The sequence below is a fragment of the Pseudoalteromonas sp. 13-15 genome (assembly GCF_001468205.2).
Lineage (GTDB): Bacteria > Pseudomonadota > Gammaproteobacteria > Enterobacterales > Alteromonadaceae > Pseudoalteromonas > Pseudoalteromonas marina.
Window position 1 is genome coordinate 2904806 of the sequence record NZ_CP019162.1, and the last position, 18150, is coordinate 2922955.

Here is an 18150-nt window from a genome sequence, read left to right on the forward strand (position 1 = left end):
AGCGCGTTTAAAATTCAAAAACGCGCCCCTCTTTACCACATTCAATATGCACATCCTTGCCGTAGCTTGTTTGTAAATAACGTTCTATTTCGATAAGTTGCTCATCGGTTCTTGATGGATCGTGACTGATTATCACCATGTTTTTGACTTTCGCTTTTATTGCAAGTTGAGCAACTTGGTCAATAGTGCTGTGGCCCCAGCCATGTTTTAATGGTAAGTCAGCATCAATAAGTTGAGCGTCATGTATAAGTAAATCTGCCCCTTCTATAAATGCTGCCCACTCGCTAATACTGGTTTTAGTTTGCTGAGGTGGGTTAAGCTCGTTGTCGGTCACATATGCCACCTTCGCGCCATCAGCAATTAAGCAATAAGCAGTTCCGCCACCAGGGTGATTTAGCGGTGCGGTGGAGATAGAAAAACCATTAAGGTTAAATTGCGTTTGCGCCGAAAGCTCAGTATTGAGCGTAATGTTTGACGGTAAATCTTGATGGCGAACAGGGAAATAAGAGCCACTCATTTGTTTTAAAATAGCGTGTTGGCTACCTTTATCATCAACATCACCTGCAACAATTGTTATATCGCGATTTGCTTGATAAATAGGTTTAAAAAAAGGAAAGCCCTGAATATGATCCCAATGATTGTGAGTGAGCAAAATATAAATGGGGCTTTGCTGCTCGAGTAAATAATCTCCAAGTTTTGCTATTCCAGTGCCCGAGTCTAATATCAGTGAACTGCCATTATTTTTTGTCACATAAGTACACGATGTATTCCCACCATATAGATGGGTATCGCTACCGGGTGTAGGCATTGAGCCTCTTACCCCAAATAATTCGACTTTCATTTATGGCTCAACTCCATCCGGATAGAAATCAAACTTAGATACACTGATATTATTTGAGCTACCATTATCGCAAGTGCTACTTAAGGCTATTTGCGTGTCAGTTTGTAGAATCAACGAGGTAAATACGAGTGAATTTGTACACAGGTTAGCTTGGTAATAACCAACTCCACCAGTACCAAATATGCTATCAAGCTCACCATTTGTAGTAATTCGTGCAATTACGCCCTGGTTGTTACTAGTACCGACTAATATAAGTTTATCAGTGCTATCTAGCTTGGCACCTTTAATTAAAGTATTGCCGGTTGCAGCTAAACTATATTGGCCAACGCCATTGTCAGCAAAGCTTGTATCTAATGAGCCTGACGAAAGCAGGCGCACAACATTCGCTTTATCAGGTGTAGCGACTAAATTTGCAACTAAATAGATTGCGCCAGATAAGTCGGTTAGTACACTGGCTACTTTGTTGTTGATGTTAGGCGTATCGGTACCTGAATATCTAAACAACTCATTGCCGGTTAAGTTAAGTTTGAGCGCAATTAATGCTGAATCAGCACCTGTTACTAATTCACCAGCAATAAAAATCTCATTGTTATCAATGTGAATTTTAGAAAAATCCTCACCCGTTAACCCTAATAAAACGCCTTCAGTGCCAAAGCTTGTAGCAAGTACCCCTTGCGCTGTGAGCATCATTGCAAATGACTGTGTGTTCCCAGATTGCGTTGCAGTACCCACTGCAACAATATTGTTACTATTGGTTATTGCTATATCTGATAATGTAAGCGCCTCGGTATTTTCAATGTTGGTTACATAGATGCCGTCGGTTGCAAATGTTGTGTCGAGGGAGCCATCTTGGTCCACTTTAGCTACAAAACCTTGCGAGCCATTTGTGGTTTTTTTAGTACCAGCAAGTAATAAGTTGCCATTGTTTAATTCAGCTAACGCAACGTGTTGCGAGTTTAACTCTATGGCAATTTCTTTGTGGCCCGTTTTACTAAAGCTTGTATCTATTGCGCCTGTGCTTGTAAAACGGGTTAATACTAATTTTATTACACCGTTTGTTTCTGCTGTTGAGGCAAGCATATATTTACCTGCTTGAGCGCCATTACTAAGTTGTATCAATTTCATTGATTTATCGTTTGACGCTTCGCTTATTTCATCAACTGTTAAATAACCTGTGCTATTGAAATTAGTAAACAATGCGGCTTGATCGGTTATCGCTCCAATAAATGGTTTAGTATTGGTGTCGTCATCAATGCCAGCTACCCATAAAGTATCGTTAGAGTCGATAGACGTTGTGTTTACAGTTTGTTTAGCATCTATACCTGAAAGAGTGCTAACTCCAGACTCACCGTACGTATCATCAAGTAAACCGGTTGAACTAATTACGCGAGCTGTAAATACGTGTTCTGCATTAGGAACACCCGTTGTGCCCGAGAGCATTATTTCATTTTTAATTGGCTCGTATTGGATACCCGTTATTTGAGCGCCGCCATTACCCTCGCCGCTGTTGCCATCAATGTCATAAATTGCTATTCCGTCGGTGTCAAAACTGGTCACTAGCTCGCCATTTTTATCAATCGCTAACACAACAGCTTCTTTTTCGCCTGTTTGCCGTGTCATATAGCCACCTGCAAAAGCTGTAAAATTAGAATCAGCTAAACCCCCAATGGCAAATAGCTCATCGTCTTTATTGTTACCTGGCTGGCCTAAGTCACTTGATAAGTTAATGATAAGCGGATCGCCCCCATTAAAATTACCATCGTTATCTCCATTTGCTTTTAAATAACGCAAAAGTGAGTTTTTAGTGCCATCAGCATCGGTAACGCTACCCACAACTAAATAGTCTGAGTTTTCAAAGTTTTTAACTGCGTGGCCTTCATCATCACGATTAGCACCACTTACATCAACGATAGCGGGTGTAGAGTTTTCAAATGACAAGTCGTCGGTTTTATAATGTATCCATAGGCTATCGGTTTGAGTACCGTCAAAGTGCTTGCCTACAGCAAGTAATTTATTGCCGTCAATTTCAAGGTCATTGATAACCGTGGTACTGTTAAGCGTTGTACATTTTATACCCGTGCTACTTTCCCCATCATCATCATCGTCATCATCTGAGCCTGTTCTTAATGTTCCTGCAAGATCCATTTTAAGTACGCATGCTTCATTATTAATGCCATCAAAACTAGAGTAGGCAATAAACAAATCGGTGCCGTCGGAAATAATGGCAGTGGCTTCTTCATCTTGCTCTAAATCAAGTATTTTAGTGCCTGTGGTATTAAATGCGGTATTTGCTTCGCCGTTATTAGTGTACGAAACAATAAGAATGTCTTTGTCTGCATTATTGGTAAATCCCACAAAATATAAGTTGTTGTTAAGCGCTATGCTGTCGTTAAATTGGCCACTTGAAAATACGCTGCCTAGATCGAGCTGCCCCGTAATAGGGCGACCAAATGATGTATCTTCAACAGGGATTAGTGGCTCGGCAACATCAATTATATTAACCGTGATATTAACCGCAGTGGTTTCATTAGGGGTGCCGTTATCTGTTACTTGAATATTTAATATGTATTGAGTTTTGGTTTCATAGTCAAAAGGGGTTTCGCCATTCACACTTAAAATGCCAGATGATGCATTTAAGCTAAATAAAGCAAAATCACCGCCGGCTAATACGTAAGTTAAATCTTGGTTTTCATTATCAGTTGCAACAATGGTTCCTATAATGTCGGAATCTGTCGCGTCCTCGTTAATGCTAAAGCTTTGCTCAGTAACTAAGGGTGCATCGTTGATTGGGTTGATGGTAATCGCTAATGTGCTGCTAGCCGTTCCACCGTTATTATCACTTGCAGTGTAAGTTACCGTTGCAACACCATTTGCATTAGCTGCAGGCGTGTACTGAATTTGGTTGTTTACAACACTTACAGCACCCACATCGGCAGTGGCGTTACTGATTACTAAGCTATCGCCATCCACGTCTGAATCGTTAGCGAGTACATCAATAGTAATAGGCGCTGCATCTTCATCCATAGTTGCAGTATCGGCAGTGGCAACGGGTGCATCGTTAATTGGGTTGATAGTAATTGCTAATGTGCCGCTAGCCGTTCCACCGTTATTATCACTTGCCGTGTAAGTTACCGTTGCAACGCCGTTTGCATTAGCAGCAGGCGTGTACTGAATTTGGTTATTTACAATAGTTGCCGTGCCTACATCAGCGCTCGCGGTACTTATTGCTAAGCTGTCGCCATCCACATCTGAATCGTTAGCGAGCACATCAATAGTAATAGGCGCTGCATCTTCATCCATGGTTGCAGTATCGGCAGTGGCAACGGGGACATCGTTGATTGGGTTGATGGTAATGGCCAATGTGCTATTAGCCGTTCCGCCATTATTATCACTTGCAGTGTAAGTGACCGTTGCAACACCGTTTGCATTAGCAGCAGGCGTGTACTGAATTTGGTTATTTACAACACTTACAGCACCCACATCGGCAGTGGCGTTACTGATTACTAAGCTATCGCCATCCACGTCTGAATCATTAGCGAGTACATCAATAGTAATAGGCGCCGCATCTTCATCCATAGTTGCAGTATCAGCAGTGGCAACGGGTGCATCGTTGATTGGGTTGATAGTAATTGCTACAGTGCTGCTAGCCGTTCCACCGTTATTATCACTTGCCGTGTAAGTGACCGTTGCAACACCATTTTCATTAGCTGCAGGCGTGTACTGAATTTGGTTATTTACAACACTTACAGCACCCACATCGGCAGTGGCGTTACTGATTACTAAGCTATCGCCATCCACGTCTGAATCGTTAGCGAGTACATCAATAGTAATAGGCGCCGCATCTTCATCAATGGTTGCGGTATCGGCAGTGGCAACAGGCGCATCATTGATTGGGTTGATAGTAATCGCTAATGTGCTGTTAGCCGTTCCACCGTTATTATCACTTGCAGTGTAAGTGACCGTTGCAACACCATTTTCATTAGCTGCAGGCGTGTACTGAATTTGGTTGTTTACAACACTTACAGCACCCACATCGGCAGTGGCGTTACTGATTACTAAGCTGTCGCCATCCACGTCTGAATCATTAGCGAGTACATCAATAGTAATAGGCGCCGCATCTTCATCCATAGTTGCAGTATCAGCAGTGGCAACGGGTGCATCGTTGATTGGGTTGATAGTAATTGCTACAGTGCTGCTAGCCGTTCCACCGTTATTATCACTTGCCGTGTAAGTGACCGTTACAACGCCGTTTGCATTAGCAGCAGGCGTGTACTGAATTTGGTTATTTACAACACTTACAGCACCCACATCGGCAGTGGCGTTACTGATTACTAAGCTATCGCCATCCACGTCTGAATCGTTAGCGAGTACATCAATAGTAATAGGCGCCGCATCTTCATCAATGGTTGCGGTATCGGCAGTGGCAACAGGCGCATCGTTAATTGGGTTGATAGTAATCGCTAATGTGCTGTTAGCCGTTCCACCGTTATTATCGCTCGCAGTGTAAGTTACCGTTGCAACGCCGTTTGCATTAGCAGCAGGCGTGTACTGAATTTGGTTGTTTACAACACTTACAGCACCCACATCGGCAGTGGCGTTACTGATTACTAAGCTGTCGCCATCCACGTCTGAATCATTAGCGAGTACATCAATAGTAATAGGCGCCGCATCTTCATCCATAGTTGCAGTATCAGCAGTGGCAACGGGTGCATCGTTGATTGGTAAAATAGTAATGCTCAGTGTTGAAGTCGCATTTGCATCTTGCGCATCTTTTATTGAATAAGTCACCGTTGCTACGCCATTTGCATTAGGGGCGGGTGTGTACTGAATTTGATTATCAACAATTAGCGCAGTGCCACTGTCGGCAGAGACCTCGCTTAATATTAAGCTGTCGCCGTCAATATCCGAATCATTGGCTAAAACGTCAATGAGCAATGCAATTGCGTCTTCATTTATGGTAGCAAGGTCAGCGTTTGCAACGGGTGCATCATTTACAGGCGTTACAATAATCGTAACACTTGCGGTACTGTCTTTCTCACCAGGAGAGCCATTTTCATACCCATCAGTAATACTGTAGGTAAGAACAGTTTGCCCAGAAAAGTTGGCCGGCGGGGTATATTCAATTTGCCCATTAACAATGCTTGCTGAGCCAAGTGTGCTATTTACATTAAATAGTGTAATGGTATCGCCGTCAGCGTCTGTGTCATTTGCTAATACATTAAGCTGTGTTGCGCTGCTATCTTCGGCTATGGTGAACTGATCATCGCTTGCCTCAGGGAAGGTGTTATTTCCACTTTCACTTAGTGTTACTTGAGCGGTTGCGGTTAAGCCCTGAACGTTTGAAATTGAATAAGAAAAACTATCGACCCCAGAAAAATCAGCATTGGGTTGATAAGTGAATGAACCATCACTATTTAAATTGAGCGTGCCGTTTTGAGGCACTGTAACAGGTGTGGTGTTAACAGTAAGTTCGCCAGTTTCTATATTAAAGTCGTTGGCTAGTAGGCCACTTTCAGCTGAGACTGAAAATAGACTATTTCGGCTAAACTGATATGCATCGTTTTGCGCAACCGGGTTATCAGGCTGGCTATTTACAATGATAGTGACAGTTGCTGTGGCACTGGCGCCCTGAGAGTCAATGGCTGCATATTGAAACTGGTCTACCCCATTAAAGTTAGCATCAGGTATGTAACTAAAGCTGCCATCAATGCTAAGTAAAAGTTGCCCGTGAGTAGGTGCAACTATAAAGGTGTCGTCTACCGTAAATGTGTCACCGTTAGGATCGTTATCATTGCTAAGTACCCCATTTTCTGCAGAGATAACAAGCGTATTATCTTCGTTTACGTTATAACTATCGTTATTAGCAACGGGAGCCGAGTTAGTATTGGTGCTTACAATAAATACAGTTGCTGTAGCTTCACCGCCTTGGTTATCAATAACTTTATATTGAAAGCTATCTTCACCTTGCATATTTGGTTCGCCTTGGTATTCAAAGCTACCGTCAGCAAATAAGGTTAGCTGTCCGCGCAGCGGCTCATTAACAGGCGCTACATCAACCGTAAGTTCATCTAAATCAACATCGCTATCATTACCTAACAAACCGGGAGTTGAAACAGTTAACGTACCATCGTTTGAAATATTATAGGTATTGTTTAGGGCAGTAGGCGCATCATTAATTGGGTTGATAGTTATTGCCACAACCGCGGTGTCGGTTCTGCCTAGCTCGTTAATAATTTGATAGCTAAATGCATCTTCACCATTAAAGTTAAGCGCAGGCTGATAAGTAAAATCACCTGATTCAGTTATAATTACTGAGCCATGCGAAGGGGGTACTAATACTTGTGTGTTGGCAAGGAGCTGTCCGCTATACGGATTCGTATCGTTTGTTAGTACATTGCCTTGCAGGGCAGTATCTTCATCAATTTCAAATATATCGTTGTTAGCTGTAGGAGCAAAAGCAAGTTCTCCGCCTAGGGGAGCTATGTTTATTAAGTTAGAAAACCCACTTTCACCGCTACCATCTATGCCTGTTATAAGAGCTTGATAGCTTTTGTTTGTAATCGTGTTTGGTATTGTAAAGAAAGGGTCTGAAATGCTTAAAAATTGTTGGCCATTTTCAAGTTCATCAACATTAGAAGGCGATACACCCGGTTGGGTGGCAATGTATACGTTATAACGGTTTAGCTCATTGTTGGCTTGCCAAGCAAGGTTAATACCTTGATCTTCTCGTTGAGCTGTTACTCCTACAATTTGATGAGGCTGCCAGCTAAACGTAATTGCATCGGCAAGTACTTGGTTTTGCAGTGTATCTGTTATCCATATTTCTAAGCGTAATTCTCCGGCACTTACACCATAAATAGATGGGCTTAGCCCAATAACAGAACGCTCGTATTCATTACCACAATCAGATGAGCAAATAGGTAGGCTTTTATTAACGCTGGGTAATACTAAGTTTATTTCGCTAATGCCATCGGGATCGCGGGCGTTAAGTAAAAATGAAACATTACCCTGTACTGTTTCTGTTTGAGTAAAGCCAATAGTAGCTTGCGAGTTTGCTATAGCTGAGCCCACAGCGCCGCGACTCACGGTATTTTCACCTAAAATCTGTATTTGTGTTGTTTTATTACTGGCTAAAACGCCCGCTAAATTTACATAACTTGCAACGGCTGGTGGGTTAACTGTAGATGTAGGCGCTTGCGCTGACGCTTGAGGTTGTTGCTCATCTGAGCCTCCGCAAGCACTTAGTGCAAACATCATTGAACCAAGCAAAAAGTGTTTTTTGGCGGTCATTATTTAATACTCCAAAATAAAAGCGGTCTATCCAATGTGTTTACGGTTCTAAAATAAAAGAACCGCTCGCGTTTACATCTGGATTATTAATTTCACTCAACTGAAAGTTACCTATAATGGTGTCTAGGTCATTTAAAAACACCGCGTCTATATCACCTTCTGCTTTATTGTTTCCGTATGAGGCAAACGTAATAGCTAAATCAAGTTCACTTATATTTATTAAACCACTGTACGCGGCATACCATGTACCACCTGCATCTTTAAAGCTAATTTCGCCATCAGGCACTGTCCCATTGTCAAAATCAACGGCCATAGTCATAGAAAAGTCGGTAACGCCTCCTGCACTTGAAGCCACACTAAAATCAGAAGCGTTGTAGTTAAAAATACCTTGGCGCTGAGCTATTTGGTCAACTAAAGATGCATTATCTACAGCCTGAAATTGCTGCTCTGAGTATGCATCTGCTGTGCTATCATCTTCTATAATGGTGTTGTTTGTTGAGGCTGTTTGAGTTTGCTCTGTTTCTTCACTTTCGCTATTAGGCTCAATAGTTGCAACGGTTTGATCAAATACAGCTGCGGCACGCGTTGTTGTAAAAACATCACCAGTCCCTGTAATTTGGGCAAACGAAAATGCTTCATTATCACCAAGCGACAGCACATTATTGTTTGTAAGTGTTAGGTCGATTGCACCATCCCACACAGCTATAAATACATCACTACCTACTAGCTGCACTTCAAAGTGCGTGCCACGAATACCAATTGACCCCACAGGGGTTTTGACGTCATAAGCACCGCCATTTTTTTTGATAACGCCAGATATAGAACGCAGGCCGCCTTTGAGTAACTCAATAGATGCAGACCCTTGTTGTGTGTTTTTATCAAACTGGTAATTGGCTATATTAAGTTCTGAATTTTCTTTTAAAGAAATTAAACCGCCATCTAACATTGAAAACTGCGCTTTACTTTGGTTGCCAGTCGTTATTCGGTCTATACCAAAAACAGTATCACGACGCTGTAATTGACGTTGTTGGGCTGCCTCATTTGTTGCTAATACAGAACCACGGGCCAAAATTGTTTTACCCGCTGGCTCACTTGCTTGCGCATAAAAATTTACACACAGTAAGGCGGTAATGATAGGAAGTATGTGTTTCATAAATACCTTAAATTAAAATGAGTAAGAGGCGCTTAAATTAATGTCTAAACGGTCGTATTCGAACAAAGCAATATTGCTGCTTTTATCCTGATAGTTAGTGGTTAGTTGCAACGCAAAATCACGACTAACTAAGTAGCGAACAGTAGCCGAGAGCATAAGTAGATTATCGGCACGTTCTTGCAAAAATAAAGGATGATCTTCTTGATAATTAATCCATTGGTAACCAGCAAGTGAAAGTAATTGCCAATTTTTGGCTAATTGAGTGTTGGCTTGGTAGTACACACTGGTGCTTTGGCGACTATTAAATTTTCCCTGAGTTAAGTCTGCGTCTTCATTTTTAACATTGACACTAAAGCGGTTAAACCAATGCTGTGTTGAATAACTTACTCCTGTATTAATCGCATAAAATATATTATCGAGTTTGTCGTCAAACCGGTTGTTTAACTCCCCCCCACTGAGCGCTGCAAAAAGGGTAATACCGTCTGATAACGCAAAATCAGCCCCCAAGGTAATAGCCGACTCAGTTCTATAAAGTTCTGAATCAAGCATTAAAGGCGTTGTTGAAGCCTGAACGTGCCAATTAATACTTCCAATATCATAATTGTATGCAGCACTAAAATGGGCATTAACTCTGTCATACTGACTCAGTTCGGCGAATTTATACCATCCAGCGTTAGCGTTTATTACTACAGTGCTTTGTTGATTAATAGGATAAGAGTATTTACCAGAGTAATTAAGCTTAGCGTAACTATCATCTGTGCTTTTGCTTTCAGGAGATAATAAAAATTCCCCAATTTCAGGAATAATAATTGTATCTTCTGTAGTGCCTGCATTTACGTTGCCATCAACACCTAACGCAAACTCAATATTTTGAGAATAAAAATCACCGGCTCGCTTACTCTGTAAAGCGACCCTATCTAACAATGCCTGTGCAGAGGTTTTTATGGTGTTTGGCGCCATAGATGAGTTAACAAGTATTAAGGCTTGATTTTGTGCAGCAGGAAAGTTTTTTACCAACATATAAGCGCGAGCTAAAAATAAACGCGCTTCATACCACTTTGGATTGCTTTCAATGGTGCGCTCAAAAGCAAAAATAGCCTCAGCAGTATGATTTAACTTTAAAGCAGAAACACCTAACAAAAAATCATAAGTGGGCTCGCCTAAATACTGGTTTTGTCCCTGGCTTAGCTGGTAGGCTTGGCGATATTTTTTTTCAGAGACTAACTTTTGTACATCGATTAAAAACTGACTGTAGCTGTTAATATTTTGTGCAATAGAACTAAAACTGAGGGCGGTCAAATAACTACATAGGAAAAGCTTTAGAATCGGTTTAATCATACTTAGTTATATATCTTAAAAAGTGTAGATATATTTTACAGTAAAAATAGGTTTTGAACAGAAAATAAGCGGTTTTTAATGAAAATACATAATAAATTCAATGATATTTAATTTTAAGTATAAATATCAATTCATCGAAGATAATATAGGGCTAACAAATTTGAATATAAGCGGGTTTAAAAAGTTTGTGTAAGATTAACGTTGTAGATTTTATTTACAGAGGAAGATTGGTATAGAAAAAATGGGGCGATTGACGGGGCTTGAACCCGCGACAACCGGAATCACAATCCGGGGCTCTACCAACTGAGCTACAACCGCCACTACACACCTTGTTTGGTGTGGCGCGCATAATACATAAAATAATAAACCTTGTGAAGCCTTAAATTAAAAAAAATTAAATTTAAAAATAAAATCTAAAAATTCACTCTCGTACAGCGAAAGTTCAGTAATGCTTGTTCAAGCTATGCGCGATTAAAAACTATAAACAATTCGCCATATATATAGTATGAATTCATTAATAAATGAGAACAAATTGTAAATTAATGTATAATGCTATCCGGAAAAACACTAATCAAAAACATTTGGAGTAAACATGGATTCAGTACTTAATTGGCTTAATGATAACTCAGGCTTAATTTTACACTATAGTATTCAAGCAGTTGTTGCGCTTATTATCTTTTTAATAGGTAGTCGAGTTGCTAAGTTTTGTTCTAACTTAACAGAAAAGGGCTTTGCGAAAAAACAAGTAGATAAAGCGGTTGGCTCTTTCGTAGCAAGTATTGTGTATACCCTTGTATTTGCATTAACAGTACTAATGGCGCTTTCGCAAATTGGTATTGAAACAACGTCATTCATTGCTATTTTAGGTGCAGCTGGCTTAGCGGTAGGTTTAGCGTTGCAAGGTTCACTGTCTAATTTTGCGTCGGGTGTACTAATCATTTTACTTCGTCCGTTTAAATCGGGTGATTTTGTAGAAGCCGGTGGCAAATCTGGTACGGTTAAAAAAATCGAAATTTTTTCAACTGAACTTCGCACACCAGATAATAAAGTAATTATTGTGCCAAACTCTCAAATTATGTCAGGTGCGATCACAAACGTATCGCGCGAATCAACTCGCCGTATCGATTTAGTGATTGGTGTTGGTTACGATGCTGATTTACGTCAGGCAAAAGAAGTATTAAAATCAGTACTTGATGCAGAAACACGCTTACTTACAGACCCTGCTTATACTGTAGCTGTTTCAGAACTAGGCGATTCTAGCGTTAACTTTGTTGTGCGTCCTTGGGTTAATGCTGCTGACTACTGGCCTACATATTTTTCACTAATGGAAAATATTAAAATTGCATTAGACGACGCAAATATTTCAATTCCATTTCCGCAAATGGATGTTCATTTACACAAGCAAGACTAATTTTTAGTATTAAATAGGTTATTTTTAATGAAATTAAAGCTTTTATCAGTGTTAGTTGCAGCTTCTGCTGCGACTAACGCTTTTGCTGAAGATGCAGAGCAAAAAACGTGGGAAGTTACCAGTGAGCTTGGTGCTATTGTTACTAGTGGTAACACTGAAACAACAACGCTTAAAGGTGGTATTAAAGTACAGCACAACTTAGAAAGCTGGAACAACGAGTACAAGCTTGACGGAATCTATAAAGAAGATGAAGTTGACGATGCAAACGGTAACAAAGTTACTCAACGCACAAACGAAAAGTACTCAATTTCAGCCCAAGGTAACTATAAATTAAATGAAGAGCATTCTCATTTATTCATTTATGGTTCACACGTTTCAGACTACTTTGGTGCATACCGCAGTGAGTCTGTAATTTCAGCAGGTTATGGCTTACGTTTGTTAAATGAAAAAACAATGTGGTTAAGCGCAGAGATTGGTCCGGGTTACAAATACTTTGAGTACCCAGATGACAGCACTGAAGTAGACGAAAATGGCAATCCACTTGCCGGTGAGTTTGAAGGTGAAGTGATTGCCCTTGGTAAATTAGACTACAATTGGCAAATTTCTGATAATGCACGTTTTACGCAGTTAGTGGCGGTTGAATACGGTGACACGAACACTAAAACACGTTCAGAAACGGCATTACTTGCTAAAATTAATGGCTCTCTACAAATGAAAGTGGCTTTTAATGTTACCAACAACTCAGACGTTGCTGATGACAAAGAAAGCACAGACACAGAGACGTCATTTACACTAGTTTACAGTTTTTAACCAAAACCATTAAATTAGTGACACTAAAATGACAAAAGGGGCGAAAGTCCCTTTTTTATTTGCCTCAGATTAATGTATTATAGCCACCAATTTTGGTTGTAGACCTAGGGATATACCTACTCGTGAAAGTTTTGACACAATTATTAAGTGCTTTTGTTCTTTTATTTAGCATCAACGCTATGGCTTTTACGCCAACTGCTTCGCAGCTAGAGCAATTTAAAAAACTACCTAAATCACAGCAAGAAGCCTTAGCTAGGCAGTATGGTGTTGACCTTTCTACAATCACAGGATCAAATCAACCAAGCAATCAAACACAAACCGATCAGCCTACGATTGGCGAGCGTGAAGAGCCACAGCAAGCAGAGCTCAGCGATGACGAGCGCTTTAATCCAAAAAAAGATGAATTAAAACCATTTGGTTATTCACTGTTTGCCGGTGAGCCAACCACTTTTATGCCAAATGAAAGCGCAGCAGTTCCTGATACTTATTTAGTCGGCCCTGGTGATCAGTTAAACATTAACTTTTATGGTAAAGAAAGTGAAAGTTTTGATGTTACAGTCGATCGTGAAGGCAGAATTAGCATTCCTGATTTAACACCAGTCCAAGTAGCAGGCTTAACGTTTGCAGAAGTAAAAGCGCTTATTAATGCTAAGGTAGAGCAAGAAGTTATTGGCGTAAAAGCGTTTGTATCGCTTGGGCAGTTACGCAGTATGCGTATTTTAGTATTAGGTGAGGCTTACAAACCGGGTAGCTATAGTGTTTCGTCTTTAACCACCGTATCGCATGCATTATTTGTCAGTGGTGGTGTATCTGACATTGCTTCTCTTCGTAATATTCAAGTTAAACGCGCTGGTAAAGTGGTTAGTAACTTCGATTTATACGATTTACTGATCAAAGGTGATAGCAGTAAAGATATAGTATTAAAACCTGGGGACGTTGTATTTGTACCTTCTGTTGGTTCACAAGTAACGGTTGAAGGCCTTGTAAAACGCCCGGCTATTTTTGAACTTAAACAAGGTGAAACGGCTAAACAACTTTTAAACATGGCCGGCGGATTAAAACCAGAGGCTTATGCTAAAAACGTGGTTGTTGAGCGTTTTAATAATGAGCGTAAAGAAATACTCTCTGTTGATTTTAGCAAAAGTAACATTAACTATATTCCACAAGATGGCGATCGAGTTCGTTTTAATTCGGTAAGTTCACAATACGAAAATTCAATTAGCCTAATTGGTGCTGTTGCACGCCCAGGTAACTATCAGTGGTACCAAGGTAAACGCATTTCAGATGTACTTAAGTCTGTGCGTGGCGATTTACTCCCCCAAGCAGATTTAAGCTATGGTTTATTAATTCGTGAAACAAACATTAATGGTGACATAGAAGCGCACCAGTTTGACGTAGCGCAAGCGATTATTAAAAACACTGACAATAACCTAGCGCTAAAAGCTAATGATAAAATCATTGTATTTAGCCGCTTTGAAGAAAAAGAAATAGAAAAAACAGCGCTTGAAAACATGGCGCTAAGCCAAGAACAACAAGAGCAACAATTTAAAGCTGAGCAATGGCATAAGTTTAAACAAAAAGAGTTTGAAAAATACATCGGTATAAGTCAAAAAGATGAAACTATTAAAAAAAATCAGCAAGGGCTTACAATTGCTGATTTCTCAAAACGTAAAGCGAATCAACAATCGCAAGAATTAAAAGCAGAAGACTATGCTTTTTTTAGTCGCCATAACTTACTTCTTCCTATTATCGAAAAGTTAAAACAGCAAGCATCAATATCGCAAGCTATGCAACTAGTTGAAATTAACGGTAACGTCACTTACCCGGGTATTTACCCTCTTACAGTGAGTGGCGAAGTGGCCGACTTAGTAACCGCAGCCGGTGGCTTATTAGAATCCGCTTATACTAAACAAGCTGAAATAACGCGCATTGTTTTAGGTGATGCCTCTCAGGTAGAACATGTACGATTTGATCTTGAAAGTGCACTAAAAGGTGAATCACAAAACAATATTACCCTTCGTAGCAAAGACAGCATTAACATTTTCTCGATTCCTAACTGGCAAGAAAATGTAAAGGTAGAGCTAAAAGGCGAACTGAAATTCCCGGGTACCTACACTATTCGCCGGGGCGAAACGCTCACTGATTTACTTAAACGTGCAGGTGGATTTTCTGATTTTGCAGAACAAAACGCAGCAATATTTACCCGTGTTTCTATAAAAGAGCAAGAGCAACAACAGCTTGCTCGTTTATCAACCGAGCTTCGCCGCGATATTGCTTCTAAAAGCTTCCAAAACTCAGTTAGCGGTAACTCTCTTTCATACGATGAGATGGATAAACTACTAAACGATTTAGCTAGTGTTGAAGCGGTAGGGCGTTTAGTTATTGATTTACCATTAATAGTAAATAACCAACAAAACTTAGTACTTCAAAATGGCGACACGTTATATGTACCAAGTAAACGTGACTCTATAAGCATTATTGGTGAGGTTAACTACTCTACATCGCACCTTTATAAAGCAGGTGTAAGTGTAGATGATTACATTGACCTAAGCGGCGGCCTTAAAGAGCGAGCAGCAGAAGACCGCATTTACATTATTAAAGCCAACGGCTCTGTTGAAATTCCAAATACAGGAGGCTGGTTCGCGGCTAATAATGCAAACCAGTTAGAGCCAGGCGATACAATAGTGGTCCCTATGGATGCTGGCCACATGGATAAGCTAACATTGTGGAGCACTGCAACGCAGATACTATATCAATTAGGTGTAGCAGTAGCCGCAATTGGTAGCCTTTAATTAAAGCAATAAACTAGCAACTAAAGCCAAAGAAAACCTTTGGCTTTAGTTGGCATGTACAAGATAGTAAAAACAAAATTTATATTTTTATCAGGCCTTAGGAACTGCAACCTAGGGGCGGAAGCGTGCTCTAGGGGCTATGCAAGCAAATAATTTTGCCTTCAGGTTAGAACGAGAGAAACTCTGCGACGAATTGGATCGCAATCCTGGCTGCCAGACTAATAAATAGCTTTAGCTATCAACCGAGATTTATATGAACAATAACCAAGCAAGTATAAAAGAAAATAACGATTACGTACAAAGCCATGACATCGCCGACGACGAAATAAACTTGCGTGAACTCTTTGCCGTAATTTGGAAGGGTAAATGGATAATTATAGCTGTAACTGCCTTGTTTGCTCTGGCATCCGTTTTTTATGCAATCCACCTACCTAATATTTATAAGTCAGAGGCGTTGTTAGCTCCTGCAGAGCAAGAAAATTCAGGTGGTTTAGCAGGCTTAGCAGGCCAGTTCGGTGGTTTAGCGAGTTTGGCTGGCGTTAATTTAGGTGGCGGTTCAAGCAATAAAGCACAATTAGCAATTGAGGTGTTAAAATCACGCCAATTCACCAGCGATTTTATTAAAAAGCACAACATTCTCCCTTATTTAATGTCCGCTAAAACATGGAATATGCAAACAGATGCTATTATCCATGACAGCGAAATATACAATGCTCAAAATAATAAATGGGTGCGAGAAGTTTCTGCACCTTTTAAACCAAAGCCTTCAATGCAAGAGGCATATAAAGAGTTTAGTAAAATTCTTAGTGCCAGCACAGATAAAGAAACAGGCATGGTTAAAATATCGATTGAGCATGTTTCTCCAACTATTGCTCAACAATGGGTGAGCTGGTTAATACAAGATATTAACCAAACCATGAAGCAGCGTGATGTGTTAGAGGCAATAAAAAGTACCGACTTTTTAACTCAGCAACTAGAACAAACTAAAATTGCTGATATACGTGCTGTTCTCTATAAACTTGTTGAAGAGCAAACTAAAACAATTATGTTTGCAAAAGTGCGCGACGAATATGTATTTAAAACTATAGACGCAGCACTCGTGCCAGAAGAAAAGTTTAAACCTAAGCGTGCTTTAATCTGTGTGCTGGGTTTACTTTTAGGTGGCATGTTAAGTGTAATGATAGTATTGATCAGACATTTTGTTGGTAATTCCAAATCCTGATTTGGAACCTACTTTCGGGGCTGTTGGGCACGTTTAAATAAAAGTATAAAAACAAGTAATTATAATGGGGTAGTTAAATTGACCGTCTCAATTTAGAAAAAGTGTCTCAGTCCTTAATTAAATGACTGAGACACTTTGTAGAAATAAAACATAATTAGGACTGCGCAAAGCGTCTTTGCACGAATAATCCCCAAAAAATATAAAGGTATTTATTGTGAAAATATTAATAACTGGTGGTGCAGGCTTTATTGGTAGCGCCGTTATTCGTCACATACTTTCTAACACTCAAGATAGTGTAACTAACGTTGATGCGTTAACGTATGCAGGGAACCTAGAGTCTCTTTCAAATGCAGATGAGTCTGAGCGTTACTATTTCGAACACGTTGATATTTGTAATCGAACGGAATTAGATCGAGTTTTTAATACACATAAGCCTGACGCTGTGATGCACCTAGCGGCTGAAAGCCACGTTGATCGTTCAATCACTGGTCCTGCCGAATTTATAAAAACTAATATTGTAGGAACTTATACCTTATTAGAAGCGGCTCGTGAATACTGGAATACATTAAGTAATGATGCCAAAAAATCGTTTAGGTTTCATCATATCTCAACTGATGAAGTATATGGTGATTTACCTCACCCTGATGAACAAGAAGGTGAACTTCCGTTATTTACAGAAGAAACATCTTACGCGCCTAGTAGTCCCTATTCTGCAAGCAAAGCATCGAGCGATCATTTAGTAAGGGCATGGCTGCGCACGTATGGGTTTCCTACAATTGTCACTAACTGTTCAAATAATTATGGGCCTTACCACTTTCCTGAGAAGTTAATTCCTTTAGTGATACTCAATGCCCTTGAAGGAAAAGACTTGCCTATTTATGGTAAAGGCGACCAAATACGTGACTGGCTATACGTAGAAGATCATGCGCGCGCTTTGTATAAAGTAGTGACCGAAGGTATTGTTGGAGAAACCTATAACATAGGCGGTCACAATGAAAAGCAAAATATTGAAGTGGTGAAAAGTATTTGCAGTATTTTAGATACTTTAGTGCCTAAAGATTCCCTATATTCAGAACAAATAACGTTCGTGGCAGACCGCCCGGGCCACGACAGACGTTATGCTATTGATTCATCAAAAATGCAAAATGAGCTAGGCTGGACACCAGAGGAAACATTCGAGAGCGGTCTACGCAAAACAATTGAGTGGTACTTAGTAAATCAATTGTGGTGTGAAAATGTACAAAATGGTTCATATCAACGCGAACGCCTAGGCGAAATTAAACATAAATAAAG

General features: G+C 40.1%; 9 protein-coding genes and 1 tRNA gene. 5 read left to right on the forward strand and 5 right to left on the reverse strand.

Features of this window, described 5'->3' with window-relative positions; all coding sequences use genetic code 11:
* Nucleotides 1-7: 7 nt before the first annotated feature.
* From ATS72_RS13440 to ATS72_RS13460, 5 genes are all read right to left on the reverse strand, one after another.
* Nucleotides 8-841 carry an MBL fold metallo-hydrolase gene (locus ATS72_RS13440; RefSeq protein ID WP_082650890.1) on the reverse strand — a complete coding sequence of 278 codons (834 nt, stop codon included), beginning with the start codon at nt 839-841 and terminating at the stop codon, nt 8-10.
* Nucleotides 842-8131 carry an Ig-like domain-containing protein gene (locus ATS72_RS13445; RefSeq protein ID WP_082652819.1) on the reverse strand — a complete coding sequence of 2430 codons (7290 nt, stop codon included), beginning with the start codon at nt 8129-8131 and terminating at the stop codon, nt 842-844.
* A gap of 40 nt (nt 8132-8171) precedes the next feature.
* The gene (locus tag ATS72_RS13450; RefSeq protein ID WP_058428273.1) at nt 8172-9284 is read right to left on the reverse strand and encodes a FecR family protein; all 1113 of its coding nucleotides are present in this window, start codon (nt 9282-9284) and stop codon (nt 8172-8174) included.
* Between the two features lie 12 nt (nt 9285-9296).
* Nucleotides 9297-10622, reverse strand: coding sequence for a surface lipoprotein assembly modifier (locus ATS72_RS13455; protein ID WP_058428274.1), 1326 nt, complete (start codon nt 10620-10622; stop codon nt 9297-9299).
* Nucleotides 10623-10864: 242 nt separating this feature from the next.
* Nucleotides 10865-10940: transfer RNA gene (locus tag ATS72_RS13460), tRNA-His, on the reverse strand.
* Nucleotides 10941-11214: 274 nt separating this feature from the next.
* Between ATS72_RS13460 and ATS72_RS13465 the strand changes: the two genes are divergently transcribed.
* The 5 genes from ATS72_RS13465 to rfbB all read left to right on the forward strand — a co-directional run bounded on the left by ATS72_RS13465 (nt 11215) and on the right by rfbB (nt 18148).
* Nucleotides 11215-12033 carry a mechanosensitive ion channel family protein gene (locus ATS72_RS13465; RefSeq protein ID WP_058428275.1) on the forward strand — a complete coding sequence of 273 codons (819 nt, stop codon included), beginning with the start codon at nt 11215-11217 and terminating at the stop codon, nt 12031-12033.
* Between the two features lie 27 nt (nt 12034-12060).
* A complete protein-coding gene (locus ATS72_RS13470) occupies nt 12061-12843 on the forward strand; it encodes a DUF481 domain-containing protein (RefSeq protein WP_010555578.1) in 783 nt (260 codons plus the stop codon).
* Nucleotides 12844-12965: 122 nt separating this feature from the next.
* A complete protein-coding gene (locus ATS72_RS13475) occupies nt 12966-15635 on the forward strand; it encodes an SLBB domain-containing protein (protein ID WP_058428276.1) in 2670 nt (889 codons plus the stop codon).
* Between the two features lie 253 nt (nt 15636-15888).
* On the forward strand, nt 15889-16857 hold the full coding sequence (locus ATS72_RS13480; protein WP_058428277.1) for a Wzz/FepE/Etk N-terminal domain-containing protein: 969 nt from the start codon (nt 15889-15891) through the stop codon (nt 16855-16857).
* Nucleotides 16858-17071: 214 nt separating this feature from the next.
* Entirely contained in the window at nt 17072-18148 is a 1077-nt protein-coding gene (rfbB, locus tag ATS72_RS13485; RefSeq protein ID WP_058428278.1) for a dTDP-glucose 4,6-dehydratase, read from the forward strand.
* Nucleotides 18149-18150: the final 2 nt, after the last annotated feature.

Coding starts and splice junctions, on each gene's coding strand:
- ATS72_RS13440 (WP_082650890.1), bottom strand. CDS start 841: ATGAAAGTCGAATTATTTGGGGTAAGAGGCTCAATGCCTACACCCGGT.
- ATS72_RS13480 (WP_058428277.1), top strand. CDS start 15,889: ATGAACAATAACCAAGCAAGTATAAAAGAAAATAACGATTACGTACAA.
- ATS72_RS13450 (WP_058428273.1), bottom strand. CDS start 9,284: ATGAAACACATACTTCCTATCATTACCGCCTTACTGTGTGTAAATTTT.
- ATS72_RS13470 (WP_010555578.1), top strand. CDS start 12,061: ATGAAATTAAAGCTTTTATCAGTGTTAGTTGCAGCTTCTGCTGCGACT.
- ATS72_RS13465 (WP_058428275.1), top strand. CDS start 11,215: ATGGATTCAGTACTTAATTGGCTTAATGATAACTCAGGCTTAATTTTA.
- ATS72_RS13455 (WP_058428274.1), bottom strand. CDS start 10,622: ATGATTAAACCGATTCTAAAGCTTTTCCTATGTAGTTATTTGACCGCC.
- ATS72_RS13445 (WP_082652819.1), bottom strand. CDS start 8,131: ATGACCGCCAAAAAACACTTTTTGCTTGGTTCAATGATGTTTGCACTA.